The organism is Anaeromyxobacter sp. K (genome assembly GCF_000020805.1).
GTDB lineage: Bacteria > Myxococcota > Myxococcia > Myxococcales > Anaeromyxobacteraceae > Anaeromyxobacter > Anaeromyxobacter dehalogenans.
In genome coordinates this window covers 2,556,053-2,579,490 of the sequence record NC_011145.1, presented here as the reverse complement: position 1 = coordinate 2,579,490, position 23,438 = coordinate 2,556,053, and the positions used below count along the sequence as shown (strand labels likewise).

The following is a 23,438-nucleotide window of genomic DNA, read 5'->3' as shown; positions in this document are numbered from 1 at the left end:
CGCGGGCCCAAGATGAGAATGACAATCAACATCACGACCAGCACCCTGCTCCTCGCCCTGTCCCTCGCCACCCCCGCCGCGCGCGCGGCCGAGCCCGCCGCGGCCCCGGCGCCCCAGCCCGCGGCGTCCACCCAGCCCGCCTCCGGCGGCGAGAAGGGCGGCGCGGCCGCGAAGGACGACGACGCCCCCGCCACGCAGGCCCAGGTCCGCACGCTCGCGGAGGAGGTGCGCCGCCTGAAGCTCGAGCTGGGGCTGCGCGACGTCGAGTACCAGTCGTACGGCGGCATGGGCCCGGCCGCGTCCAAGGTCTACTTCGCGCCCAAGGGGCTCTCCATCGGCGGGTACGGCGAGCTGACCTACCGGAACATGACCGACGGCCCCACCGGCGACCAGAGCGACCTGCTCCGGGCGGTGCTGTACGTCGGCTACCGCTTCGACGAGCGCATCGTCTTCAACTCGGAGATCGAGTTCGAGCACGCCGGCCACGAGGTGGGCGTCGAGTTCGCCTACCTCGACTTCCTGCTCTCCGACGCGGTGCGCCTCCGGGTCGGGAACGTGCTCGTCCCCATGGGCTTCGTGAACGAGATGCACGAGCCGGCCTTCTTCAACGGCGTGTTCCGCCCCGACGTGGAGCGCCTGATCATCCCGACCACCTGGAGCGAGAACGGCGTGGGCGTGCACGGCGAGGTGGCCGGGCTCCGCTACAAGGCGTACCTGCTCACCGGGCTCGACCTGTTCCGCGGGGGCGAGGAGACGCCCGAGGCGGACTCGTGGATCCGGCAGTCGCGGAGCGGCGGCGCCGAGTCGCGCGCGGCCACCGGCGCGGGCGTGCTCGCGCTCGACTACGCCGCCGGGCCCGCCACCGTGGGCGGGTCCGTCTACCGCGGGCGCGCCGACCAGCGCGAGCGCACCGCCACCGGCGAGGCCATCCGCGCCGACGTGACCCTGGCCGAGCTGCACGCGCAGGCGGCCTGGCGCGGCGCGAGCGCCCGGGTGCTGGGCGTCGTCGGCCGGCTCGGGGACGCCGCGCAGGTGTCCGAGCAGCTCGGGCTCGCGGGCGAGGAGGTCCTCGGCTCGGGGGTGAAGGGCGGTTACGCCGAGGTCGCCTACGACGTCATGACGCAGGTCGCGCCGGGCGGCGCCGCCTCGCTGTCGCCGTTCGTCCGGGTGGAGCGCTACGACCTGCACGACCGCGTGCCGGCGGGCGGCGTCCGCAACCCCGGCCTCGATCGCACCGCCGTCACCGCGGGCCTCACGTTCAAGCCCATCCCCACGGTGGTGCTGAAGGCGGACTGGCAGCGGCGCGACCCGAAGGCCGGCTCGGCCACCGACCAGGTGAACGTCGGCGCCGGCTTCGTGTTCTAGGGGGCGGTCATGGCGCGCGCGCTGCTCATCGGGCTGGCCACCGCCGCGGCGCTCGCCGCCGGCGGGGCCGCCGCCGATGCCGCGGGATCGGCCCCGGCGAAGGACGAGGCGGTGGTCCGGTCCGCGTTCCCGGGGACCGAGCGGGTGGAGGTCCGCGACGTGCTGCTGACCGACGAGATGGTCCAGCGCATCGAGCGGCTCGCCCGGGCCCGGGTGAAGGAGCGGCTGGTGACGTTCTACACCGCCCGCCGCGGCGCCGAGGTGCTCGGCCACGCGGTGATCCACAGCCACGTGGTCCGGACCAAGCGCGAGACGCTGCTCCTCGCGTTCGAGCCGGACGGGCGCATCCGCAAGGTGACGGTGCTCGCGTTCCTCGAGCCGCAGGAGTACCGGCCGCCGGAGCGCTGGCTGCGGCAGCTCGAGGGCAAGGGCCCCGCGGACCGGCTGGCGGTGGGCGACGACCTCGCGCCCATCACCGGCGCCACGCTCTCGGCGCGCGGCATCGCCGAGCAGTCGCGCTGGCTGCTCCAGGCGCTGCGCGAGGCCGCGGGGGTGCGGCCGTGAGGTTCCTCGTCCAGCCCACCCCCGACGCGCTGGCGCGGGCCCGCCCGCCGGTGCGCGCCTTCCTGGTCTTCGCGGCGCTGGCGCTGGCCGGCGTCGCGGTCCAGCGCGCGGCCGCGGGGGGCTTCACCCCCGCGGGCGTGCTCGACCAGTACCTGGCCGGCGGCGACCCGCTCCCCGCGGCGGCGCTCTGGGAGGAGGTGCACGTCGGCGCGTTCCTCTACGGCTTCGTGCTCCTCATGGCCGGGTCGCTCCTGGCGGTGTGCCCGGTGCCGGCGCGGCTGCGCTCGGCGCTGGTCGGGCTCGCGTTCGCCGCCGCGCTCGCCGACCTGTTCGCGCCGTTCGCGGTCGTCCGGCTCGGGGGCGCCGGCGGGCTGCGGGTCGCGACGTCGGTCGCCGCGCTCGGATCCCTGGGGGCGCTCCTCGCGCTGGTCGCGGCCACCTACGGGCGGCCGGGGAGGCGCGCCGGTGCGTGACCCGCGCCTCGCGCCGTTCCGCGCGCCCGCCCTCGCGTTCGCGGCGCTCCTGCTCGTCTCGGCGGCGAGCGGGGCGGTGCTGTTCGTGCTGAAGCTCGGGACGACGGCGGCGCGGGTGCAGGAGTTCTACCTGGGCTCGGAGGCGCGCTTCGCGCCGCCGCGGACGCTCGGCGGCATCCTCGAGGTGGCGGTCCCGCACCTCGTCGCCGTCCCGCTGGTGCTGTTCGCGGTGGCGCACCTGGTCGCGTTCACCCGCGCGCTCCGCCCGCGCGCCTACGCGGCGCTGGTGCGGCTCTCCTTCGGCTGCGCGCTCGCCGGCGCGCTGGCGGGGCTGGGCGTGCGGTTCGTGGCGCCGTGGCTGGCGTGGGTGAAGATCGGCGCGTTCGTGGGGCTCGAGGCGGCGCTCGTCGCCTGGGCCGTGCTGCTCATGGGCCTGTTCCTGCCGGAGCGGGCCGAGGCGCACCAGCGCCGCGCCGCGGCCGCGGACGGCGCGAGCCCGCAGCGGGTGCCCGGGGCGCCACGGCGGGAATGAGAGCACGTCAGCGCGGCGCGCGCACCAGCCGGTCGGCGAGCGCCGGCGAGACGCGCACCTCGCCGTCGCCGCCAACCAGGATCGCCGCGGCCCCGGCCGCCTCGACGCGCGCCAGCCCGGCCTCGCCGCCCTCCAGGAACGCCGCCTTGCCCAGGATCTCGGCCTCCACCGCGGTGCGGGCCAGCACCGTGACCGCGCGGCTCGCCGGCGAGGGCCGGCAGGTGCGCGGATCGATGAGGTGGTGGTAGCGCTTCCCGCCCGCCTCGAACGCGTGCTCGTAGTCGCCGCTGGTGGAGAAGGCGCGGTCGGAGACGTCGAGCGCGGCCATCGCGTCGAGCGGGCCGCCGCGCGGGTCCCGGATCGCGACGTGCCACGGCGCGCCGCCGCGCCGCCCCGCGGCGTACAGGTCCCCGCCCGCCTGGAGCAGGAAGTTCCGGAGCCCGAGCGCGCGGAGGCGCCGGGCGGCGTGATCCACCGCCCAGCCCTTCGCCAGCCCGCCGAGGCCCACCTTCATCCCGGCGCGCACCAGGCGCGCCTCGCACCCCGCGCCGCCGCGGCGCGCGCGCAGCTCGAGCCCGCGCCAGCCGACGAGCGCACACCGCGCCCGCACCGCCTCGTCGGGCGGGGGCGCCTGCTCGGTGCCGTCGAAGCGCCAGAGGTCCGACACGGCCGCCCAGGTGGGATCGAACAGGCCACCGGTCTCGCGGGCGCCCCGCCGGGCGATCCGGAGCACCTCGCACAGGTCCGCGGGCAGGGCCACCCAGCCGCGCCCGGCGCGGGCGTTGAGCCGGGACAGCGGCGAGTCGGGCCGCCACTCGTTCATCACCCGGTCGACCCGGTCGAACACCGCGAACGCGGCGTCGATGCCGGCGCGGGCGCGCTCGGGTGGCGCCACCACCGCGACCGTGAGCAGGGTTCCCATCCCCGGGCGCGACTCGCGGAGCTCGCCCTCCGGCGGAGGCGCGAGCGCGAGGAGGGCGAGCAGGGCGGGGAGGGCGGGCACGGATGCCAGGGCATATCCGCGCGCCTGGCCGCCTGCCACCGCGCCGGCCTCCGGCCCGCGGTACTTGACCGCGTGCGGCAGGATGTCTACATCGACGTTCACCTGATGAATCGGGATTCAGGAGCATGAACACGCGTTCACAGGACGTCCCCCGCCTGCGCGAGCGGCTCCGCGAGGAGACCGCCCGGGCCATCCTCGCCGCGGCCGAGCGGGTCTTCGGGGAGGAGGGGCTGCACGCGGCGCGGATGGAGCGGATCGCCGCCGCCGCCGGCGTGGCCGTGGGCACGCTGTACAACCACTTCGCCGATCGCGAGGCGCTGGTCGAGGCGCTGTGCCGCGACGGGCGCGAGGCGCTCCTGGCGAGGGTCGACGCGGCGGTCGCGGCCGCGCAGGGCCGCCCCGCGGCCGAGCAGCTCCGCGCGTTCCTGGAGGGCGTGCGCGACCACGCCCGCGCCCGGGGCCCGTTCCTGGCGGTGCTCGCGCAGGCCGGCGAGGGGCCGGCGCGGGCCCGCCCCCCCGCGACGCTGAACGCCGAGCTGACCCGGCGCGCGGAGGCGATCGTCCGGCGCGGCGTGCGCGCGGGCGAGCTCCGCCCGGACGGGCACGGCGTCCACGCGGTCGCGTTCCTGGGGATCACCCGGGCGCTGGTGGTGCGCACGCTGGAACGGCAGGGCAGCTGGGACGGCTTCGTGGACGCGGCGCTCGACGCGTTCCTGCGCGGGGCGGGGCGGTGAGCGCCGCGCGCGCGCCCACCAACAAGTGGCTGGTGACCGTGTCGGTCACCTTCGGCACGCTCATGGGCGCCATCGACGCGTCCATCGTGAACGTGGCCCTGCCGCAGATCCGCGGCGCGGTCGGCGCGACGGTGCAGGAGATCACCTGGATCACCACCGGCTTCGCCATCGCCACCGTGATCGTGATGCCGCTGACCGCGTTCCTGGGCCGCCTGTTCGGCCAGAAGCGCGTCTACATGGCGAGCCTGCTCGTGTTCGTGGTCGGCTCGGCGCTCTGCGGCCTCGCCTCCAGCCTCGGCCAGGTGGTGGCCTTCCGCGCCATCCAGGGGCTCGGCGCCGGCGCGCTGCAGCCCACCGAGCAGGCCATCCTGCGCCAGACCTTCCCGCCCAGGGAGCAGGGCATGGCCATGGCGCTGTTCGCGATGGCGGTGATGGTGGGCCCCGCCGTCGGCCCGACCCTGGGCGGCTACATCGTGGACAACTTCCACTGGTCCTGGATCTTCTTCATCAACCTGCCGGTGGGCGCGCTGGGCCTGTTCATGGTGTGGCGCTTCGTGCACGAGCCGGAGGACATCCGCGCCGCGAACGCGGCCGCGGCGGCCGAGCAGCGCCGGAACATGGACTGGCTCGGCATCGCGCTGCTCGCGGTCGGGCTCGCGACGCTCCAGTACTTCCTCGAGGAGGGGCAGCGGGACGACTGGTTCGAGTCGCGCACCATCACCGCGGTGGCGGCGGTGGCCGCCGTCGCGCTGGCGCTGTTCGTCTGGCGCGAGCTGGTCGCGAAGGTGCCCGCGGTGAACCTGCGGCTGTTCCGCGACGCGGTGTTCACCTCCGGCACGGTCATCGGCGCCGTCATGTTCGCGATCCTGATGGCGAGCATGTTCCTGCTGCCGCTGTTCATGCAGGAGCTGCTCGGCTTCACCGCCATGCAGTCCGGCCTCGCGCTCATGCCGCGCGTGCTGGTGATGATGCTGGTCACGCCCGTCGTCGGACGGCTCTACTCGCGCGTGTCGCCGCGGCTGCTGGTCGCCATCGGCGTGGTGCTGGTGTCGCTCGGCTCGTTCGACGTCTCGCGCATCACGCTGGAGAGCACCTCCTCCGGCATCGTCCACGCCATCCTGATCCAGGGGGTGGGCTTCAGCTTCCTGTTCGTGCCGCTCACCACCGCCGCGCTCTCCAACGTGCCGCGCGCCCGGCTGGCGGACGCGACCGGGCTGAACTCGCTGCTGCGCCAGGTGGGCGCGTCGATGGGCCTCGCCATCTTCGCGACGCTGCTCGACCGCGCCGGCGTCCACGCCCGGGCCGCGGTCGCGAGCCACCTCGGGCCCGAGCGGCCGGAGGTGCAGGACCGGCTCGGACAGCTGGCGGCGTTCTTCGCGCAGCGGGGCTTCGACCCGGTCTCCGCCCGCGAGGCGGCGCTCCGGGCGCTGGACGGCATCGTGCGCAAGCAGTCGATGGTGATCGCCTTCGAGCACGTGCTGTTCGTCACCGGCGTGCTGTTCCTGTGCGTGCTCCCGCTCCTCTACTTCCTCAAGGTGAACCGGCACGGACCGCGCGAGAAGGTCCACGTCGAGATGGAGATGTGACCATGACCGCTCCCGCCGATCCCAGGCTCCACGAGGTCCCGAGCGCCCCCGCGGCGGCGGCCGCCCCGGCGCGTCCGGGCGGCCGCCGCCGCGTGCTCGTGGGCGCCGGCCTGGCCGCGCTGCTCGTCGCGATCGCGCTCGGCGCGCACGCGCTCCTCACGCGCGGCGAGGAGAGCACCGACGACGCGCAGGTGGAGGCGGACGTCGTCGCCGTCGCGCCGCGGGTGGCCGGCCCGGTGGCCGAGGTGCTGGTGGCGGACAACGCCCAGGTGCGACAGGGCCAGCCGCTCGTGCGCGTCGACCCGGCCGACTACCAGGTGCGCGTCCGCCAGGCCGAGGCCGAGCTGGCGACGGCGCAGGCCCAGGCGGCGGCCGCGGAGGCGCAGGTGTCGGTCGCGCGCGCAGGGGTGACGCGCGCCGAGGCCGAGTCGGAGAAGGCGGCGCTCGACCTGCGCCGCGCCGAGGAGCTGAAGGCCGGCGACGCCATCGCGGCCGAGCGCTACGACGCCACGCGCATCGCCGGCGCCACCGCCCGCGCCGGCGCCGGCGCGAACCGGGCGCAGTACGCGGCCGCGCTGGCCAGCGGCGAGCTGGCCACGGCCCGGGTGAAGGCGGCGCAGGCCGCGGTGGACCTGGCGCGCCTGCAGCTCTCCTACACCGAGGTGCGCGCGCCCGCCTCCGGCCGCGTCTCGCGCCTGGCCGCGCGGGTGGGGCAGATCGTGCAGCCGGGCCAGGGCCTCGGTCAGCTCGTGCCCGACCGGACCTACGTGATCGCGAACTTCAAGGAGACGCAGACCGGCGAGATCCGCCCCGGCCAGCCGGTGGACGTGGAGATCGACGCGTACGGCGGGCGCACGCTCCACGGCAAGGTGGAGAGCATCTCCGGCGGGACCGGCGCGCGCTTCGCGCTGCTGCCGCCGGACAACGCGTCCGGGAACTTCGTCAAGGTGGTCGAGCGCGTGCCGGTGCGGATCGCCTGGGACGCGGTGCCGGCCGATCTTCCCCTGCGCGCCGGCCTCTCGGCCTTCGTGACGGTGCATACGAGATAGGACGAGGGCTGCGCCGCGCGCCGCCGGCGCCCCACACCCGCCCACCCGCGCGGCGTCCAGACATCGGCCGATTTCTGGACGGGTCCCCTCCGGCTGCTACGGTCCCGGCGAGGCAGCCGAATGGCCGTGACGCGCGGACGCAGGTGGGGCGTGTACGTGGGGGTCGTCGCCTTGCTGGCGGCCCTCTCCGCCGCCGATCCGTCCGGCCTCCGGAAGCACCTGCGCCTCGCCGGCGAGGTGGACCAGATGCGCGCCGAGAACGAGCGCCTGGCGGCCGAGAACGCCCGACTCGCGCGCGAGGTCCGGGCGCTCCGCTCCGAGCCGGCCGCGCTGGAGCGCGCCGTGCGCGAGGAGCTCCGGTACATCCGCCCGGGCGAGCGGGTCTACTGGCTGGGCGCCGAGCGCGGAGGGGCCCCGTGAGCGAGCCGCTCCCCGCGCTGCCGCCGGTGCGCGCGCCGGTGGGCGCCACGCCCACGGTGCGCCGCCGCCTGGCGCTGCAGCGCTCGCGGCCCCTGCTCATCCGCGCGTACGCGCTGCTGCTCGGCGAGGCGGGGCTGGCCGGCCCCATCGCCCGCCGCCGGGCGGCGCGCTTCGTCCTGCGCAGCCTGCCGGCGCTGGTCACGGTGGCGGTGGGCGCGCTGGTGGCGCTGCGCGGCTTCGAGTCCGCCGCGGGCTGGGCGCAGGTGGGCGCGATGGCGGTGCTGGCGGTGGCGCTCGGCGCGCTGGTGTGGCGCCGGGTCGCGCGCGCGGCCGCGGGGGAGCAGGCGGGCTACCGCGAGCAGCTCGAGCTCGGCTCGCTGTTCGTGGTGGCCGCCTACGCGGTGGCGCAGAGCGCCAGCTTCGGGCACGCGGAGTCGGCGTTCCAGCCGGTGGTGTACCTGGTGATGGCGTTCCTGGTGGCGTTCCTCGCCCCCGGCGTCGGCGCCGGGCTGGTGGCGCTCGCGGTGACGCTCGAGGCGCTGCTGTGGGCCGGGCGCGGCGCGCGCGTGGTGGACCTGCCCGAGGCGGTCGTGCACGCCGGGTTCGTGACCGTGTTCGCGGTGCTCTACTACGCGGTGCTCGCGGGCCAGGTCGCCGCCAGCCGCCGCGACGAGCGTCTCGCCATCGAGCGGCGCATGAAGGAGATCGACCACCTGGCGCGCGCGTTCCGGCTGAGCGTGGCGGCGCCGGACGACGCGCAGGATCCGGCCGAGCGCGAGCGCCGCTGGAGCGAGGGCGCGGTCATCGAGATCGAGGCGGCCGTGGGCGGGGCGCTGGAGGTCGCGGTGGCCGCCCTGCGCTGCCACACCTGCGCGCTGTTCTGGCTGAGCGAGGACGAGAGGACGCTCACGCTGCTCGACTGCCGCTCGCCCAGCGAGGCGGTGGGCCGCGAGCCGCTGCCGGCCGGGGAAGGCCCGCTGGGCGGCGCGGTGCGCCGCCGCTCCCCGGTGCGGCTCCACGGCGACGTGAAGGCCGTCAGCTACTACGCGGACGGCACCCGGCCGAAGGCGCTGCTCGCCGCGCCGCTGGTGGACCCGCGCGGCGGCCACGTGCGCGGCGTGGTGCTGGTGGACCGGATGGAGCCGACGCCGTTCACCGAGGCCGAGGAGAAGCTCCTCGTCACGCTGGCCGCCGAGATCCTGCGGGCGGTCGGCGCCGAGCGGCTGATGAAGGACGTCCGCCAGACGCGCGCGGAGGTGGACCGGTTCTACCGGTCCATCGAGCGGCTGAACCGCACCCGGAAGCTCTCCGAGGTCTACGACGCGCTGGTGGGCGTGGCGTCGGAGATGGTCACCGTGGACTTCGCCGCGGTGGCGCTGCGCGACGAGGTGGATCCGTCCAGGGTGCGCGTGGTCCGCGTGGCGGGCGGGGAGGGCGATCGCACCGGCGCGGCCGGCCTCGACGACCTCGAGTTCGCCATGGGCGACGGCTGCCTGGTGTCCTCGGCCATCAAGATCGACGACGTGCTCCCGGTGAACGCGCTCGATCCCGCGAAGACCCGGGTGTTCGGCGCGGTCTGCCTGCGCGGCCTCGCCTCGCTCAAGATCTTCCCGCTCAAGGTGGGCGAGCGCTCCATCGGCGCGCTCGTGCTGGGCGCCAAGCGCGCCGGCGCCTACGGCCGCGACGCCGTCCAGCAGCTGCTCGTGATCTCGATGCACGCGGCGCAGTCGATAGACCGCGCGCGGCTGTTCGACCAGACGGAGCGGCTCGCCACCACCGACGGCCTCACCGGCCTCACCAACCACCGGACTTTCCAGGAGCGGCTGGACGCGCACCTCGGCCAGGCGCAGCGGTACGGGAAGCGGACGTCGCTGCTGCTGTGCGACATCGACCACTTCAAGTCGGTGAACGACACGTACGGCCACCCGGTGGGCGATCAGGTGCTGCGCGGGGTGGCGAGGACGCTGGCGCGGGCCGCGCGCGGGACCGACGTGGTGGCCCGCTACGGCGGCGAGGAGTTCGCCATCGTCATGCCCGAGACCGACACGGGCGGCGCGATGGTGATCGCCGAGCGCATCCGCGAGAAGGTCGGCCAGCTCGTCTTCGAGACCGAGCAGGGTCCCCTCAAGGTGACCCTGTCGCTCGGCGTCGCCACCTTCCCCGACGACGGGGCGCAGAAGCCGGCGCTGATCGAGCGCGCCGACGCCTGCCTCTACCACGCCAAGCGGCACGGCCGGAACCAGAGCGTCTCGGCGGCCAGCCTCCGCGCCCCTCGCCGCGCCGCGGTGTGAGGGGCGGTCCGCCGCGGCGGTGGCCGTCGCCGCCCGCGCCCTGCTAGACTTCGGTCCGCGCCGTTCGTCCCCCGGACGGCCTCGCCCGGAGCCGCCCAGGCTTGAAAAAGAACTTCGTCCTCGACACCAACGTCCTGCTCCACGACCCGCGCAGCATCTTCGGCTTCGGAGACAACGACGTCGTCATCCCCATCTACGTCATCGAGGAGGTCGACAATTTCAAGCGCGACCTCTCGACGCTCGGCCGCAACGCGCGCCAGGTCTCCCGCTCGCTGGACGAGTTCCGCTCCCGGGGCAAGCTGCGCGAGGGCGTGCCCATCGGCGACGCCCACGGGCACCTCCGCGTGCTGGTGGCGGAGCACAAGCTCCCGCACGGCGTCGGCAACGGCCACACCATCGACGACCAGATCCTGGCGGTGGCCCTGGAGCTCGCGCAGCGCGAGCAGGCCACCCCCACCGTCTTCGTCACCAAGGACACCAACCTCCGCATCCGCGCCGACGCGCTCGGGCTGCACGCCGAGGACTACGACGTCGAGGGCGTGGTGCTCGACGAGCTGTGGAGCGGCAGCTCCGAGCTGGAGGTCTCGCCGGACGACGTGAACGCGTTCTACGCGGGCGGCGCGCTGCCGGCGGCCGAGGGGCGCGACCCGCCGCCGCCGAACGCGTTCGTGGTGCTGCGCGACCGGACCAACCCGCAGCACTCGGCGGTGGGGAAGTACAGCGCCGCGAAGCAGGCGTACGTGCCGCTCATCAAGACGCCGAAGGAGGGCGTCTGGGGGATCCGGCCGCGCAACAAGGAGCAGTCGTTCGCGCTCGACCTGCTCCTCAACGACGAGGTGCGGCTCGTCACCATCGTCGGCAAGGCCGGCACCGGCAAGACGCTGCTCGCCATCGCCGCCGGCCTGCAGAAGACCATGGAGGACGGCGTCTACCAGAAGATGCTCGTCTCCCGGCCCATCTTCCCGCTGGGCCGCGATCTCGGCTACCTGCCGGGCTCGGTGGAGGAGAAGCTCAACCCCTGGATGCAGCCGATCTTCGACAACGTCGAGTACCTCATGAACCTGTCGCGCTCGGAGAAGAAGGCCGGGCGCGGCTACCACGAGCTGCTCGACCTGGGCATCCTCGAGATCGAGCCGCTCACCTACATCCGCGGCCGCTCCATCCCGAACCAGTTCATCATCGTGGACGAGGCGCAGAACCTGACGCCGCACGAGGTGAAGACCATCATCACGCGCGTGGGCGACGGGACGAAGATCGTCCTCACCGGCGACCCGTACCAGATCGACAATCCCTACGTGGACCAGACCAACAACGGCCTCATCCACGTGGTGAACCGCTTCATGCACGAGCGGCTGGCCGGGCACATCACGCTGGAGAAGGGCGAGCGGAGCCCGCTCGCAGAGCTCGCGGCGAATCTCTTGTGACGGGGCTGCGCCCCGCCCCACGGAGCGGAGCTCCGCGGGGCCCCACCTGGCTGCGCGGGTCCCGTGACCTCGCGCGCCCGCTGGCGCGGGTGCGCGCGAGGTCCCCGCGGGCGCGGCTGCGCCGCGCTGACGGGGCTGCGCCCCGCCCCACGGAGCGGAGCTCCGCGGGGCCCCACCTGGCTGCGCGGGTCCCGTGACCTCGCGCGCCCGCTGGCGCGGGTGCGCGCGAGGTCCCCGCGGGCGCGGCTGCGCCGCGCGGGCGTTGCCGCTAGGCTCTGACCGATGACGAACCGGGCCGATCCCACGCCGCCGGCCGCGCCGGCGCTCGACTACCCGCTCCGCTACACCTTCAAGGTGATGGGGCTCGCCGCCGACGACTTCGCCGAGCACGCGCGGCGGCTGGTGGCCCGCGGCGTGGGCGAGGCCCCCGCGATCGACGTCACGGTGCGCGCCTCGTCGGGCGGGAAGTACCACTCGGTGAGCGTGGCGGTGCGGCTGGAGTCGGAGGCGCAGCGGCGCGCCGTCTACCAGTTGCTCTGGCAGGACGAGCGCGTCGTCTACTACCTGTGATCGCGGCTCAGGCCGCGGCGCAGGGGGTGCCGAAGTCGACCAGGTCCACCGGCTGCGGCGCCATCCCGAACGTCAGCTCGTCGCGCCAGCCCTCGGCGTCACCGCCGATCTGCAGCGGCATCGGCTTCTCGAACCGCATCGCCACGCGGTCGGCGTGGAAGTCGAGCAGCCCCCGGTGCGCGAAGCGGCCGGCCCAGATGCTCGGGACGCTGGTGAGCAGGGTGCGGATCGGGATGCTGGTGGCGACCCGGACCTGCATCATGCCCGGCGCCTGCCCGGCGAACGGGAACGCGCGCAGGCCCAGGCCGTAGTAGGGCACGGTGCTCGCGGCGGCCATCATGCACGGGCCGGCGTAGAGCAGCTCGCCGTGGGCGATGGGGCGGCCGACGCGGTTGCCGCGCGCGTCGAGGCGCCAGGCCGGGCGGCCCACGTTCACGATCTCGCAGTAGGTGGGGCGGCGCTCGACCAGGCAGCGCGGGGCGGAGCGCAGCGCGATGGCGAGGCCGTAGCCGCTCGCGCCCAGGCCCAGGCGCCGGAGCGGGGTGCCGGCGAGCTGCGACTTCAGCCAGATGTAGTCGTTCAGCACCGCGGCGTCGATGCCGACGCCGGCGAACGGGGTGAGGCGGTCGCCGCAGGAGACGAGGTCGAGGCGGCGCACGCGGCCGACCTCGCCGCGCACGAAGCGGAGCAGGTCCTGCACGTGCCGCCGGGGGGTCGCGCCCACCACGCCGGCCACCGCGTTGCCGGTGCCGAGGGCGAGCACGCCGAAGCAGGGCGGCCGGGCCGCGCGCCGCTCCGCGCTCTCCAGGATCCGGTTCACCCAGGAGACGAACGTCCCGTCGCCGCCGCCGGTGAACACCGTCCGGTACCGCCGCGCCACCACCTCGTCGGCGATGGCCGCGGCCTCGTCGGCGCAGCGCGACACGAAGAGGTGCTCGTCCGGCAGCACCGAGGAGAGCGCGCGGCGGACGCCGGGCGTCACCTGCTTCGCGTTCGCGTTGAGGAGGACCGCCACGTCGGCGCCTGGCGGGGCGAACGGCTGTTCGAACCCGTGGGACCGCTCGGCGGTGGCGACCATTCGAAGCATGAAGTTCCCTTGTGAGGCCCTGACGCGGATGTCCGGGTTTCCGGAGCAAGCGAGGTGCCACGGCGCGTCACCCTGGCAAAACCGTGGGATGACGGCTGCTTATTCGCCTGTGCGGCGCCCTGTGCGGGGAGCGCGGGACGCGTCGTCCGGGTGGCGGTGCGTCGCGGGCTACGCAGCGCGCCGTCGCCCGCCGGCCGGGGCGGCGGGGGCGCGAGCGCGCCGTTTGACAGGGTTCCGCGCGGACTTACGTTGCCCCCCGTCCAGGAGGACTTTCGAACCATGGCCAAGATCATCGGCATCGACCTCGGCACCACGAACAGCGTGGTTGCGGTGATGGAGGGGAAGGACCCCGTCGTCATCACGAACGAGGAGGGCTCCCGGCTCACCCCGAGCGTGGTCGCCTATACGAAGGAAGGGGAGCGGCTCGTCGGGCAGGTGGCCAAGCGCCAGGCCATCACCAACCCAGAGAAGACCGTCTACTCGATCAAGCGCTTCATGGGCCGGCGCTTCGGCGAGGTGCAGGACGAGATGAAGCGCGTCCCGTACCACGTCGCCGAGGGCCCGAACGGCGACGCGCGCATCGAGATCGACGGCAAGCAGTACTCGCCGCCGGAGATCAGCGCGCAGGTGCTGCTCAAGCTGAAGCGCGCCGCGGAGAACTACCTCGGCGAGAAGGTCACCGACGCGGTCATCACCGTGCCGGCGTACTTCAACGACTCGCAGCGGCAGGCCACCAAGGACGCGGGCGAGATCGCCGGCCTGAACGTGCGGCGCATCGTCAACGAGCCGACCGCGGCCGCGCTCGCCTACGGCCTCGACAAGAAGAAGAACGAGAAGATCGCCGTCTACGACTTCGGCGGCGGCACGTTCGACATCTCGATCCTCGAGGTGGGCGAGAACGTCGTCGAGGTGCTCGCCACGAACGGCGACACGCACCTGGGCGGCGACAACATCGACCAGCAGGTCATCGACTGGCTGATCGCCGAGTTCAAGAAGGACACCGGCATCGACGTGTCGAGGGACAAGATGGTGCTGCAGCGCCTCAAGGAGGCGGCCGAGAAGGCGAAGATCGAGCTCTCCTCGATGATGGAGACCGAGATCAACCTGCCGTTCCTCACCGCCGACCAGACCGGCCCGAAGCACCTGTCGGTCAAGCTCTCGCGCGCCAAGCTCGAGCAGCTCGTCGAGGCGCTGATCGAGCGGTCCATCGAGCCGACCCGGCGCTGCCTGGCGGACGCCAAGCTCCAGCCGTCGCAGATCGACGAGGTGGTGCTGGTCGGCGGCCAGACCCGCATGCCGAAGATCGTCGAGACGGTGAAGCGGTTCTTCGGCAAGGAGCCGAACCGGACCGTCAACCCGGACGAGGTGGTGGCGGTGGGCGCGGCGGTGCAGGCCGGCGTCCTCTCCGGCGAGGTGAAGGACATCCTGCTGCTCGACGTGACGCCGCTCTCGCTGGGCGTCGAGACGCTGGGCGGCGTGATGACCCGGCTCATCGAGCGGAACACGACCATCCCCGCCAAGCGGTCGGAGACGTTCTCCACCGCGTCGGACAGCCAGACGTCGGTGGAGATCCACGTGCTGCAGGGCGAGCGCGAGATGGCGCGCGACAACCGCACGCTGGGGCGCTTCCACCTGGAGGGCATCCCGCCGGCGCCGCGCGGCATGCCGCAGATCGAGGTCACGTTCGACATCGACGCGAACGGCATCCTGAACGTGTCCGCGAAGGACAAGGGGACCGGCAAGGAGCAGAAGATCACCATCAGCCACTCGTCCGGCCTGGCGAAGGACGAGGTCGAGAAGATGGTGGCCGACGCCCAGTCGCACGAGACCGAGGACAAGGCGCGCCGCGAGGAGGTCGAGCAGCGGAACCGGGCGGAGAACCTCGCCTACCAGATGGAGAAGCTGCTCAAGGACAACAAGGAGAAGCTCGCCGCCGCCACCGTGAAGGAGATCGAGGAGGCGGTGCAGGAGGTCCACAAGGTCCGCGAGAAGGGCACCGCGGCCGAGGTGAAGACCGCCATGGAGCGCCTCGAGAAGGCCAGCCACAAGGCGGCCGAGGAGCTCTACAAGACCGCAGCGCCGGGCGGTCCGGGCGAGGGCGCGCCGCCTCCGGGCGGCCCCGCGGCCGAGGAGCAGCCGAAGGACAACGTGGTGGACGCGGAGTTCAAGCAGGTCTAGCGCGTTCACCCGCGTCGAGACGGGCCGCCTGGCGACGCCGGGCGGCCCGTCGTGCGTCCGGCGTCCGCGTCCGGCCCGAGGAGCGCGCCGCGCCCGGCCCCCGCGCGCCTCGCTTTTCGGCCGCCCCCGCCTTAATCTCGCGCCCGTGCACCTCACGGTCCTGTCGCGCTCGAGCGAGATCTACACCACGCGCCGCCTGGTCGAGGCGGCGCGCGCCCGCGGCGTCCGCTCGCGCGTCGTCGATCCGCTCGAGGTGGAGATGGGGCTGTTCGACCAGGCGCCGCAGGCCTACTGGCGCGGCAAGCGCTTCCCCCGCACCGACGTGGTCGTCCCGCGGATCGGCCTGTCCATCCACCAGTACGGCCTCTCGGTGGTGAACCAGCTCGAGCTGCTCGGCATCCCGGCGCTGAACGGCGCCTACGGCATCGCCGCCAGCCGCAACAAGATGCGCAGCCTGCAGATGCTCTCCGCGGCCGGGGTGCCGGTGCCGCGCACCGTGATGGCGAGCGATCCCTCCGGCCTGAAGGACATGGCGCGGCTGGTGGGCGGCGTCCCGGTGCTGGTGAAGCTGCTCTCCACCAGCGAGAAGTCGGGCGTGATGATCTGCGAGACGCTCCAGTCGCTGGAGGCGGCGCTCGAGGCCATCCTGGGGCTCGGCCAGAACATCGTGGTGCAGCAGTACCTGAAGGGCGCGAAGGGGCGGGACCTGCGCGCCCTGGTGGTGGGCGGCGAGGTCGTCGCGGCGATGCGCCGGCGGCCGCCGGTCGGGCGCTTCTCGCGCAACCTGCGGCGCGGCGCGCAGTTCGAGCAGGTGAGCCTGCCGCCCGCGTACGCGCGGGCCGCCGCGCAGGCCGCCCGGGTGCTCCAGCTCGAGGTCTGCGCCGTGGACATGCTCGACGTGAAGGGCACGCCGCGGGTCTTCGAGGTGAACTCCTCGCCCTCGATCCGCGAGGCGGAGAGCGCGTGCGGCGTGGACGCCGCGGGGCGCATCGTGGAGCGCGCCATGGCCCTGGTGCGCGGCGGGCGCGCCCCGGCGGGCGCGGGGCGGCGGCGGCGCGACGGGGCGGCCGCCGCGGCGCGTCCCTGAATGCGTGGCCGCCCCCGGCCGTCCCTGGTATAGAGCCCGACCATGCGCACCCTCGCACTCGCCCTCGCGCTCCTGCTCGCCCCCGCGGCGTCGCGCGCCGACGCGGCCGCCGACGCCGCCGCGAAGAGCTACCGGATCGACACCGACGGCACCACGCGGTCGGTGAAGGCCGGCGCGGCCGGGAAGCTGGTGATCTCGATCGTGCCGGTGGCGGGCACGCACGTGCACCCGCAGGCGCCGCTCAAGATCACGCTCTCGGCGACGCCCGGGCTCACGCTCTCCAAGGACCGGCTCGGCCACAAGGACGCGGTGGATCCGAAGGCCGAGGGACCGCGCTTCGAGGTGCCGTTCACCGCCGCCCAGGCCGGCGCGCAGGAGGCGCGGGCGAAGGTGGACTTCTTCATCTGCTCCGACCAGTGGTGCGTGAAGCAGGCGCGCGACGTGTCGGTCCCGGTCAAGGTCGAGTAGCGCGATGCGCGTCGTCTACGGCGTGAACCCGGTGCGCGAGCTGCTCCGCGCCGGGGGCGGCGACGTCGCCGAGGTGTGGCTGGCCGAGGGCGGCACCCGCGGCGCCGCGTTCGCCGAGCTGGAGCGGCTCGGGCGGGGGGCGGGCGCCAAGGTGCGCGGGGCGCCTCGCGCCAAGCTCGACCGGCTGGCGGGCACCGACCGCCACCAGGGCGTGGTCGCGGTGGTGGCCGACTTCCGCTACGCGGAGCTGGAGGACCTGCTCGCGCGCGCGCAGGCCGGCGGCCGCCCGCCGCTCCTGGTGGTGCTCGACGGCGTGGAGGACCCGCACAACCTCGGCGCCATCATCCGCTCGGCGCACGCGCTCGGCGCGCACGGCGTCGTCATCCCGCGAGACCGCGCCGTGGGCGTCACGCCCGCGGTCGCGAAGGCGTCGGCCGGCGCGGTGGAGCGCTGCCCGGTGGCGCGCGTCACCAACGTGGCGAAGACCCTCGAGCGGCTGAAGGAGGCGGGCATCTGGTCGGTCGCGCTGGCGGCGGACGGCGAACGCCCCCTCGGCGAGGCCGATCTCAAGGGGCCCACGGCGCTCGTCCTCGGCAGCGAGGGGGAGGGGATCCGGCCGCTGGTGCGCCGCACCTGCGACCTCTCCGCGCGGATCCCCATGTCGGGTGATCTCGACAGCTTGTCGGTGTCCGCGTCGGCCGCCGTCGCCCTGTACGAGGCCGCGCGGCAGCGCGCGGGGACGCCGTCGAAATCAGCGGTCGAAATGCGTCCTTGACAAGATGGGGCCACTCATTTTAAAGACCGCCCTCCACAACGGACGGCGGTGGGTTCGCCCGAGCCGTGCCCGAGGGACGACGGCGGTGGATTCGGGAAGGATTTTGCTGGCGTAGCTCAGCTGGTAGAGCAGCTGCCTTGTAAGCAGCAGGTCGCGGGTTCGAATCCCACCGCCAGCTCAGCGCGCCGTGGGGTTCACGCAGCGTCATCGAGGTGAAGACATCAGGAGGGGTTCCCGAGCGGCCAAAGGGAGCAGACTGTAAATCTGCCGGCTTACGCCTTCGGTGGTTCGAATCCACCCCCCTCCACTGCGCAGCACCGGTAGCAGCAGCTCGCTGGGCGAGAAGCGAAGAAGAGGTTCGGGAAAACTTGCGGGAATAGCTCAGTTGGTAGAGCGTCAGCCTTCCAAGCTGAATGTCGCGGGTTCGAATCCCGTTTCCCGCTCCAGTGAGGTCGGATCAAAGGAATTGCCCTCGTAGCTCAGTCGGTAGAGCGCGTCCTTGGTAAGGACGAGGTCTCCAGTTCAATCCTGGACGAGGGCTCTCAGTCACTCCGTCGCGGTAGCCGAGTCATCCGGCGCACGCGCCAACAGCAGGGAGCGTACCCAATGGCCAAGGAGAAGTTCGAGCGCAGCAAGCCGCACGTGAACGTCGGGACGATCGGGCACGTGGACCACGGCAAGACGACGCTGACGGCGGCGATCACGAAGGTGCTGGCGCAGAAGGGCGGGGCGCAGTTCCTGGCGTACGACCAGATCGACAAGGCGCCGGAGGAGCGGGAGCGCGGCATCACGATCGCGACGGCGCACGTGGAGTACCAGACGGAGAAGCGGCACTACGCGCACGTCGACTGCCCGGGCCACGCGGACTACGTGAAGAACATGATCACCGGGGCGGCGCAGATGGACGGCGCGATCCTGGTGGTGTCGGCGGCGGACGGTCCGATGCCGCAGACGCGGGAGCACATCCTGCTGGCCCGCCAGGTGGGCGTGCCGTACATCGTGGTCTTCCTGAACAAGGTGGACATGGTGGACGACAAGGAGCTGCTGGACCTGGTGGAGCTGGAGGTCCGGGAGCTGCTGAGCGAGTACGACTTCCCTGGGAACGAGATCCCGATCGTGAAGGGGTCGGCGCTGAAGGCGCTCGAGGGCGACAAGGGCGAGCTGGGCGAGCAGGCGATCTTCAAGCTGATGGACGCGGTGGACGCGTACATCCCGACGCCGCAGCGCGCGACGGACAAGCCGTTCCTGATGCCGGTCGAGGACGTGTTCTCGATCTCGGGGCGCGGGACGGTGGCGACGGGCCGCGTGGAGCGCGGGATCGTGAAGGTGGGCGAGGAGATCGAGGTCGTCGGCCTGAAGGCGACGGCGAAGACGGTGGTGACCGGCGTCGAGATGTTCCGCAAGCTGCTGGACGAGGGGCGTGCGGGCGACAACATCGGGGCGCTGCTGCGCGGCCTGAAGCGCGAGGAGGTGGAGCGCGGCCAGGTGCTGGCGAAGCCGGGGTCGATCACGCCGCACACGAAGTTCAAGGCCGAGGTGTACGTGCTGACGAAGGAGGAGGGTGGTCGCCACACCCCGTTCTTCAACGGCTACCGGCCGCAGTTCTACTTCCGGACGACGGACGTGACGGGGTCGGTGCAGCTGCCGCAGGGAGTCGAGATGGTGATGCCGGGCGACAACATCGGGATGGAGGTGGAGCTGATCACCCCCATCGCGATGGAGAAGGAGCTCCGCTTCGCCATCCGCGAGGGCGGCCGCACGGTCGGCGCGGGCGTGGTCGCCGAGGTCATCCAGTAAGGAAAGAAGGACGTCATGGCCGGCAATCGCAGCATCATCACGCTCGAGTGCAAGACCTGCAAAGAGCGGAACTACACGACCACCAAGAACAAGAAGAAGACGCAGGACAAGCTCACGCTCTCCAAGTACTGCCCGCGCTGCCGCAAGCACGTGGAGCACAAGGAGACGAAGTAGCCGCGAGCGGCACCTAGGCCAGTAGCTCCAACGGTAGAGCAGCGGTCTCCAAAACCGCGGGTTGGGGGTTCGAATCCCTCCTGGCCTGCCAGACAGAACGGGGCGGGGCCGTCCACGGGCGGTCCCGCCCTCCGAAGCCGAAGGTCGAGGGTCATGGACAACGTCGGCGGGGTCGATCAGCCGAAGCGCGTCGTGGGGATCTTCTACGTGCTCGCGGCCATCGCGCTGGGGATCTTCCTGGAGAAGGTCCTCGAGCTGGCGCTCGGGTACGCGGGCGTCAACGACTTCGCGGTGTTCAGCGACTGGACGCTGTCCACGGTGGCGGGCTTCGCGCTCGCCATCGCGACCGCGGTGGTGGTCTGGCGGATCCCGAAGACGCAGCAGGTGTCGCTGGAGGTGGCGCTCGAGCTCCGGCGAGTCACCTGGCCGAGCATGCGCGAGACGCGCGCCGCCACCGTGGCGGTGATCGTCGCGTCCGCCGTCGCGGCGGTCATCCTCGGTCTCTTCGATCTCGTCTGGAGCTGGCTGAGCTCGAAGATCTACTGAGGTCCCCGCGTTCTTCGCGGCCGGGACGGAGCCGCGGCGGTTGGGGGCCGCCAGCACGGCTCCATCGGCGTTTTCTGGAATCGACGCGCGGGCGACGGAACGGAGCGGTCATGGCGAAGAAGTGGTACGTCGTCCACACCTACTCGGGGTTCGAGAACAAGGTGAAGAAGTCGCTCGACGAGCGCATCCGGCAGCACTCGCTGCAGGACGCGTTCGGCGAGGTGCTCATCCCGATGGAGGTGGTCCAGGAGATGGTGAAGGGGGAGAAGAAGACCTCCAAGCGGAAGTTCTTCCCCGGCTACATCCTGGTGAACATGGAGATGAGCCTGCAGACCTGGCACCTCGTGAAGGGGACGCCCAAGGTCACCGGGTTCGTCGGCAACGCGAAGACGCCGGAGCAGGTCCCGGCGGTGTCCGACGTCGAGGTGCAGCGGCTCACCACGCAGATCTCCGAGGGCTCGCTCAAGCCGAAGCCCAAGGTGCAGTTCGAGGAGGGCGACTCGGTCCGCGTGACCGACGGCCCGTTCTCGAACTTCAACGGCACCGTCGAGGAGGTCAAGCCGGACAAGGGCAAGCTCCGGGTGCTGGTGTCGATCTTCGGCCGCGCCACGCCGGTCGAGCTCGACTTCATGCAGGTGGAGAAGACCTAGCCTTTGCAGGGCCCCGCGGCGTCCGCCGCGGGGGGAACGACGGCGTGGGAGAGCGATGAGCTCGCTTGCACCACGCGAGGAGCGACGATGAAGAAGGTCACGGGACAGATCAAGCTGCAGCTCCCCGCCGGAAAGGCGAACCCGGCCCCGCCCGTGGGCCCGGCGCTCGGCCAGCACGGCGTCAACATCATGGAGTTCTGCAAGCAGTTCAACGCGGCGACGCAGGCCCAGGCGAAGGAAGCCCTCATCATCCCGGTCATCATCACGGTGTACCAGGACCGGTCCTTCACCTTCGTGCTGAAGACCCCGCCCGCCGCGATCCTCCTCAAGAAGGCCGCCGGCCTCCACACGGAGAAGAAGAAGGGCTCCGGCGCGCACAAGCCCGGCAAGGAGAAGGTCGGGCAGGTGACGCGCAAGCAGGTGGAGCAGATCGCGAAGACCAAGATGCAGGACATGACGGCGGGCACCCTGGAGGCCGCGATGCGGACCGTCGAGGGGACCGCCCTGTCCATGGGCATCGAGATCGTCGGCTAGCCGGGAGGACACGCACATGGCTCACGTTGCGAAGAAGTACAAGGCGGCCGCCGAGAAGGTGGATCGCACCAAGCGCTACAAGCTCGACGAGGCGATGAGCCTCGTGAAGCAGACCGCCACCAAGAAGTTCGACGAGACGGTGGACGCGTCCATCAACCTGGGCGTGGACCCGAAGCACGCCGACCAGGTGGTCCGCGGCGCCGTCGTGCTGCCGCACGGCATGGGCAAGACCGTCCGCCTGGCGGTGTTCGCGAAGGGCGACAAGGCCAAGGAGGCCCAGGAGGCCGGCGCGGACATCGTCGGCGCCGAGGACCTGGCCGAGAAGATCCAGGGCGGCTTCATGGACTTCGACAAGCTCATCGCCACCCCGGACATGATGGGCGTGGTCGGCCGCCTCGGTAAGATCCTCGGGCCCCGCGGCCTCATGCCGAACCCGAAGGTCGGCACCGTCACGATGGACCTCGCCCGCGCCGTCAAGGAGCAGAAGGCCGGCAAGGTCGAGTTCCGCGTCGAGAAGGCGGGCATCGTCCACGTGCCGTTCGGGAAGGCCTCCTTCGATCCGGACAAGCTGAAGGCGAACTTCAGCGCGATCATGGAGGTCATCTACAAGGCGAAGCCGCAGACGGCGAAGGGCGTGTACGTCAAGAACGTCACCCTGAGCACGACCATGGGCCCCGGCATCAAGGTGGACCTGGCGGAGCTCGCCGCGCAGCACGCCTAGGCGCTTCAGGAGTTCCCGGCGGCAATCTCGCCGCCGGGGTTCTGGTCCAAGACAGCGGGCCCGCTGCCACCGCTCCGGTGCGAGCGCAGTTCGGAGCGAACAGCGGCCAAGCGGATCCTCGCGGATCCGACCCGCCGAGACGGGAACTGCGATTCACCGCAGCGTCCCCTGCTTGGCCAGGGGGTTTTCGTACCGGACGTCCGGTCCGAGACCCGAACGACGCCGAGCCCGGCGCGACGCGCCGGCCGGCCGGAGAGGTGGTGAGTCAACTTGAACCGGACGGAAAAAGAGCAGGTCATCGGTGAGCTCCACGAGAAGATGGCGAAGGCGAAGGCGGCCATCGTCGCGGAGCCGAAGGGGCTGAACGTCGCGGTGGTCACGGATCTTCGCAAGAAGCTCCGGGACGCGAAGATCGACTACCGCATCGTGAAGAACACCCTCGCCGCGCGCGCCGCCAAGGGCACGCCGGTGGAGCCGGTGGCGGATCGGTTCGTGGGGCCGACGGCCCTCGTCATGTCGTACGACGACGTCGTCACCCCGGCGAAGCTCCTCGCGGACTTCATGAAGGACCGCGAGAACTTCGTCATCAGGACCGCGATCATCGAAGGCAAGGTCATCGACGCGAAGGGCGTTCAGGCCCTCGCGAAGATGCCGGGCCTGAAGGAGCTCCGCGGCCAGATCGCCGCGATGATCGCCCAGCCCGCGACCAAGCTCGCGCGCCTCGTCGGCACCCCTGGCCAGCAGCTGGCCCGGGTGGTCGGCGCCCGCCGCGAGCAGCTCGAGAAGCAGGGTTAAACGGTACGTGAACCGCCCGCGCGCGGTTGCGCGGGCCAAAGAGACGCATCGGGCCGTCAGGGACGGCCCGGCGGAGAGAAGAGGAAAGAAGCAATGGCCGATCTGAATGCGATCGTTGAGCAGCTCTCGGGCCTGACCATCATGGAGGCCGCGGAGCTGGTGAAGCAGCTCGAGGAGAAGTGGGGCGTGTCCGCCGCCGCCGCGCCGGTGATGGTGGCCGCCGGTGGCGGGGCCGCCGCCGCGGCGCCGGTCGAGGAGAAGACCGAGTTCACGGTGGTCCTCGTGGACGCCGGCGCGAACAAGATCAACGTGATCAAGGAGGTCCGCGCGATCACGGGCCTCGGCCTCAAGGAGGCCAAGGACCTGGTGGAGGGCGCGCCGAAGGAGGTCAAGGCCGGCGTGGCCAAGGCCGAGTCCGAGGAGCTCAAGAAGAAGCTCGAGGCCGCTGGCGCCAAGGTCGAGGTCAAGTAGGACCGTTCGCCGTTGCTGGGCACGGCGGGGCGGGGTTGCAAGCCGCCCCGCCGTGGCCCACGTTGGAATCTTTGACGGGCGAGGGTCGAGCCGTTACAAACCCCCATCCCATCAACGATTCCTGGATTTCCGGCCGCTCGGCCG

At 72.5% G+C, this 23,438-nt stretch carries 25 protein-coding genes and 5 tRNA genes; 28 read left to right on the top strand and 2 right to left on the bottom strand.

Annotated features, from left to right (window positions below; all coding sequences use genetic code 11):
• Positions 1-18: 18 nt before the first annotated feature.
• The 4 genes from ANAEK_RS11535 to ANAEK_RS11520 are packed head-to-tail and all read left to right on the top strand — an operon-like array spanning position 19 to position 2,934.
• Positions 19-1,365 (top strand): hypothetical protein, encoded by a 1,347-nt coding sequence (locus ANAEK_RS11535; RefSeq protein WP_012526317.1) that lies wholly within the window; start codon positions 19-21, stop codon positions 1,363-1,365.
• Positions 1,366-1,374: 9 nt separating this feature from the next.
• On the top strand, positions 1,375-1,929 hold the full coding sequence (locus ANAEK_RS11530) for an FMN-binding protein (RefSeq protein WP_012526316.1): 555 nt from the start codon (positions 1,375-1,377) through the stop codon (positions 1,927-1,929).
• Complete coding sequence (locus tag ANAEK_RS11525) at positions 1,926-2,402, top strand: hypothetical protein (protein ID WP_012526315.1); 477 nt, start codon at positions 1,926-1,928, stop codon at positions 2,400-2,402. Before ANAEK_RS11530 ends, ANAEK_RS11525 begins: the two co-directional genes overlap by 4 nt.
• Complete coding sequence (locus ANAEK_RS11520) at positions 2,395-2,934, top strand: hypothetical protein (protein ID WP_012526314.1); 540 nt, start codon at positions 2,395-2,397, stop codon at positions 2,932-2,934. Before ANAEK_RS11525 ends, ANAEK_RS11520 begins: the two co-directional genes overlap by 8 nt.
• A 7-nt stretch (positions 2,935-2,941) precedes the next feature.
• On the opposite strand, the gene ANAEK_RS11515 is transcribed toward ANAEK_RS11520, so the two are convergent.
• Positions 2,942-3,937, bottom strand: coding sequence for an FAD:protein FMN transferase (locus tag ANAEK_RS11515; RefSeq protein WP_232288189.1), 996 nt, complete (start codon positions 3,935-3,937; stop codon positions 2,942-2,944).
• A gap of 125 nt (positions 3,938-4,062) precedes the next feature.
• On the opposite strand from ANAEK_RS11515, the gene ANAEK_RS11510 reads away from it, so the two are divergent.
• From ANAEK_RS11510 to ANAEK_RS11480, 7 genes are all read left to right on the top strand, one after another.
• Positions 4,063-4,671, top strand: a complete 609-nt coding sequence (locus tag ANAEK_RS11510) for a TetR/AcrR family transcriptional regulator (protein WP_012526312.1) — start codon at positions 4,063-4,065, stop codon at positions 4,669-4,671.
• Positions 4,668-6,257, top strand: coding sequence for a DHA2 family efflux MFS transporter permease subunit (locus ANAEK_RS11505; protein WP_012526311.1), 1,590 nt, complete (start codon positions 4,668-4,670; stop codon positions 6,255-6,257). Before ANAEK_RS11510 ends, ANAEK_RS11505 begins: the two co-directional genes overlap by 4 nt.
• A gap of 2 nt (positions 6,258-6,259) precedes the next feature.
• Positions 6,260-7,306: an HlyD family secretion protein gene (locus tag ANAEK_RS11500; RefSeq protein WP_012526310.1), complete on the top strand. Its 1,047-nt coding sequence runs from the start codon at positions 6,260-6,262 to the stop codon at positions 7,304-7,306.
• A gap of 120 nt (positions 7,307-7,426) precedes the next feature.
• On the top strand, positions 7,427-7,726 hold the full coding sequence (locus tag ANAEK_RS11495; protein WP_012526309.1) for a septum formation initiator family protein: 300 nt from the start codon (positions 7,427-7,429) through the stop codon (positions 7,724-7,726).
• Complete coding sequence (locus ANAEK_RS11490) at positions 7,723-10,017, top strand: sensor domain-containing diguanylate cyclase (protein WP_012526308.1); 2,295 nt, start codon at positions 7,723-7,725, stop codon at positions 10,015-10,017. Before ANAEK_RS11495 ends, ANAEK_RS11490 begins: the two co-directional genes overlap by 4 nt.
• Before the next feature lie 101 nt (positions 10,018-10,118).
• A complete protein-coding gene (locus ANAEK_RS11485) occupies positions 10,119-11,441 on the top strand; it encodes a PhoH family protein (RefSeq protein WP_012526307.1) in 1,323 nt (440 codons plus the stop codon).
• Positions 11,442-11,723: 282 nt separating this feature from the next.
• Positions 11,724-12,011: a DUF493 domain-containing protein gene (locus ANAEK_RS11480; RefSeq protein ID WP_012526306.1), complete on the top strand. Its 288-nt coding sequence runs from the start codon at positions 11,724-11,726 to the stop codon at positions 12,009-12,011.
• A gap of 7 nt (positions 12,012-12,018) precedes the next feature.
• Here ANAEK_RS11480 and ANAEK_RS11475 read toward each other — a convergent pair whose 3' ends face one another.
• A complete protein-coding gene (locus ANAEK_RS11475; RefSeq protein ID WP_012526305.1) occupies positions 12,019-13,098 on the bottom strand; it encodes a diacylglycerol kinase family protein in 1,080 nt (359 codons plus the stop codon).
• Between the two features lie 279 nt (positions 13,099-13,377).
• Here ANAEK_RS11475 and dnaK point away from each other — a divergent pair, with 279 nt between their 5' ends.
• The 17 genes from dnaK (at position 13,378) to rplL (ending at position 23,294) form a co-directional block, all read left to right on the top strand.
• On the top strand, positions 13,378-15,276 hold the full coding sequence (gene dnaK, locus ANAEK_RS11470; RefSeq protein ID WP_012526304.1) for a molecular chaperone DnaK: 1,899 nt from the start codon (positions 13,378-13,380) through the stop codon (positions 15,274-15,276).
• A 145-nt stretch (positions 15,277-15,421) separates the two neighbouring features.
• Positions 15,422-16,363 (top strand): RimK family alpha-L-glutamate ligase, encoded by a 942-nt coding sequence (locus tag ANAEK_RS11465; RefSeq protein WP_012526303.1) that lies wholly within the window; start codon positions 15,422-15,424, stop codon positions 16,361-16,363.
• 42 nt (positions 16,364-16,405) lie between these two features.
• Complete coding sequence (locus tag ANAEK_RS11460) at positions 16,406-16,831, top strand: hypothetical protein (protein WP_012526302.1); 426 nt, start codon at positions 16,406-16,408, stop codon at positions 16,829-16,831.
• A gap of 4 nt (positions 16,832-16,835) precedes the next feature.
• The gene (gene rlmB / locus ANAEK_RS11455) at positions 16,836-17,606 is read left to right on the top strand and encodes a 23S rRNA (guanosine(2251)-2'-O)-methyltransferase RlmB (RefSeq protein ID WP_012526301.1); all 771 of its coding nucleotides are present in this window, start codon (positions 16,836-16,838) and stop codon (positions 17,604-17,606) included.
• A gap of 105 nt (positions 17,607-17,711) precedes the next feature.
• Positions 17,712-17,784: transfer RNA gene (locus ANAEK_RS11450), tRNA-Thr, on the top strand.
• Positions 17,785-17,830: 46 nt separating this feature from the next.
• Positions 17,831-17,913, top strand: a tRNA-Tyr gene (locus ANAEK_RS11445).
• A gap of 63 nt (positions 17,914-17,976) precedes the next feature.
• Positions 17,977-18,052, top strand: a tRNA-Gly gene (locus ANAEK_RS11440).
• Positions 18,053-18,074: 22 nt separating this feature from the next.
• A tRNA-Thr gene (locus tag ANAEK_RS11435) sits at positions 18,075-18,147 on the top strand.
• A gap of 65 nt (positions 18,148-18,212) precedes the next feature.
• Positions 18,213-19,403, top strand: coding sequence for an elongation factor Tu (tuf, locus tag ANAEK_RS11430; protein ID WP_012525973.1), 1,191 nt, complete (start codon positions 18,213-18,215; stop codon positions 19,401-19,403).
• A gap of 15 nt (positions 19,404-19,418) precedes the next feature.
• Entirely contained in the window at positions 19,419-19,577 is a 159-nt protein-coding gene (gene rpmG, locus ANAEK_RS11425; RefSeq protein ID WP_011420641.1) for a 50S ribosomal protein L33, read from the top strand.
• Positions 19,578-19,592: 15 nt separating this feature from the next.
• Positions 19,593-19,668, top strand: a tRNA-Trp gene (locus tag ANAEK_RS11420).
• A gap of 62 nt (positions 19,669-19,730) precedes the next feature.
• The gene (gene secE, locus ANAEK_RS11415; protein WP_012526300.1) at positions 19,731-20,123 is read left to right on the top strand and encodes a preprotein translocase subunit SecE; all 393 of its coding nucleotides are present in this window, start codon (positions 19,731-19,733) and stop codon (positions 20,121-20,123) included.
• 110 nt (positions 20,124-20,233) lie between these two features.
• Positions 20,234-20,773, top strand: a complete 540-nt coding sequence (nusG, locus tag ANAEK_RS11410) for a transcription termination/antitermination protein NusG (protein WP_012526299.1) — start codon at positions 20,234-20,236, stop codon at positions 20,771-20,773.
• 87 nt (positions 20,774-20,860) lie between these two features.
• A complete protein-coding gene (gene rplK, locus ANAEK_RS11405; protein ID WP_011420644.1) occupies positions 20,861-21,307 on the top strand; it encodes a 50S ribosomal protein L11 in 447 nt (148 codons plus the stop codon).
• Positions 21,308-21,323: 16 nt separating this feature from the next.
• Entirely contained in the window at positions 21,324-22,028 is a 705-nt protein-coding gene (gene rplA / locus ANAEK_RS11400; RefSeq protein ID WP_012526298.1) for a 50S ribosomal protein L1, read from the top strand.
• A gap of 270 nt (positions 22,029-22,298) precedes the next feature.
• Positions 22,299-22,823, top strand: a complete 525-nt coding sequence (gene rplJ / locus ANAEK_RS11395; protein ID WP_012526297.1) for a 50S ribosomal protein L10 — start codon at positions 22,299-22,301, stop codon at positions 22,821-22,823.
• Between the two features lie 93 nt (positions 22,824-22,916).
• Positions 22,917-23,294 (top strand): 50S ribosomal protein L7/L12, encoded by a 378-nt coding sequence (rplL, locus tag ANAEK_RS11390; RefSeq protein ID WP_012526296.1) that lies wholly within the window; start codon positions 22,917-22,919, stop codon positions 23,292-23,294.
• Positions 23,295-23,438 lie beyond the last annotated feature (144 nt).

Excerpts from the sequence above, each read along its gene's own strand:
- dnaK (WP_012526304.1), top strand. The coding sequence starts at position 13,378 with ATGGCCAAGATCATCGGCATCGACCTCGGCACCACGAACAGCGTGGTT.
- ANAEK_RS11510 (WP_012526312.1), top strand. The coding sequence starts at position 4,063 with ATGAACACGCGTTCACAGGACGTCCCCCGCCTGCGCGAGCGGCTCCGC.
- rlmB (WP_012526301.1), top strand. The coding sequence starts at position 16,836 with ATGCGCGTCGTCTACGGCGTGAACCCGGTGCGCGAGCTGCTCCGCGCC.
- rplA (WP_012526298.1), top strand. The coding sequence starts at position 21,324 with ATGGCTCACGTTGCGAAGAAGTACAAGGCGGCCGCCGAGAAGGTGGAT.
- secE (WP_012526300.1), top strand. The coding sequence starts at position 19,731 with ATGGACAACGTCGGCGGGGTCGATCAGCCGAAGCGCGTCGTGGGGATC.
- tuf (WP_012525973.1), top strand. The coding sequence starts at position 18,213 with ATGGCCAAGGAGAAGTTCGAGCGCAGCAAGCCGCACGTGAACGTCGGG.
- ANAEK_RS11460 (WP_012526302.1), top strand. The coding sequence starts at position 16,406 with ATGCGCACCCTCGCACTCGCCCTCGCGCTCCTGCTCGCCCCCGCGGCG.
- ANAEK_RS11530 (WP_012526316.1), top strand. The coding sequence starts at position 1,375 with ATGGCGCGCGCGCTGCTCATCGGGCTGGCCACCGCCGCGGCGCTCGCC.
- ANAEK_RS11480 (WP_012526306.1), top strand. The coding sequence starts at position 11,724 with ATGACGAACCGGGCCGATCCCACGCCGCCGGCCGCGCCGGCGCTCGAC.
- rplK (WP_011420644.1), top strand. The coding sequence starts at position 20,861 with ATGAAGAAGGTCACGGGACAGATCAAGCTGCAGCTCCCCGCCGGAAAG.
- rpmG (WP_011420641.1), top strand. The coding sequence starts at position 19,419 with ATGGCCGGCAATCGCAGCATCATCACGCTCGAGTGCAAGACCTGCAAA.
- nusG (WP_012526299.1), top strand. The coding sequence starts at position 20,234 with ATGGCGAAGAAGTGGTACGTCGTCCACACCTACTCGGGGTTCGAGAAC.
- rplL (WP_012526296.1), top strand. The coding sequence starts at position 22,917 with ATGGCCGATCTGAATGCGATCGTTGAGCAGCTCTCGGGCCTGACCATC.
- ANAEK_RS11500 (WP_012526310.1), top strand. The coding sequence starts at position 6,260 with ATGACCGCTCCCGCCGATCCCAGGCTCCACGAGGTCCCGAGCGCCCCC.
- ANAEK_RS11495 (WP_012526309.1), top strand. The coding sequence starts at position 7,427 with ATGGCCGTGACGCGCGGACGCAGGTGGGGCGTGTACGTGGGGGTCGTC.
- ANAEK_RS11475 (WP_012526305.1), bottom strand. The coding sequence starts at position 13,098 with ATGCTTCGAATGGTCGCCACCGCCGAGCGGTCCCACGGGTTCGAACAG.
- ANAEK_RS11535 (WP_012526317.1), top strand. The coding sequence starts at position 19 with ATGACAATCAACATCACGACCAGCACCCTGCTCCTCGCCCTGTCCCTC.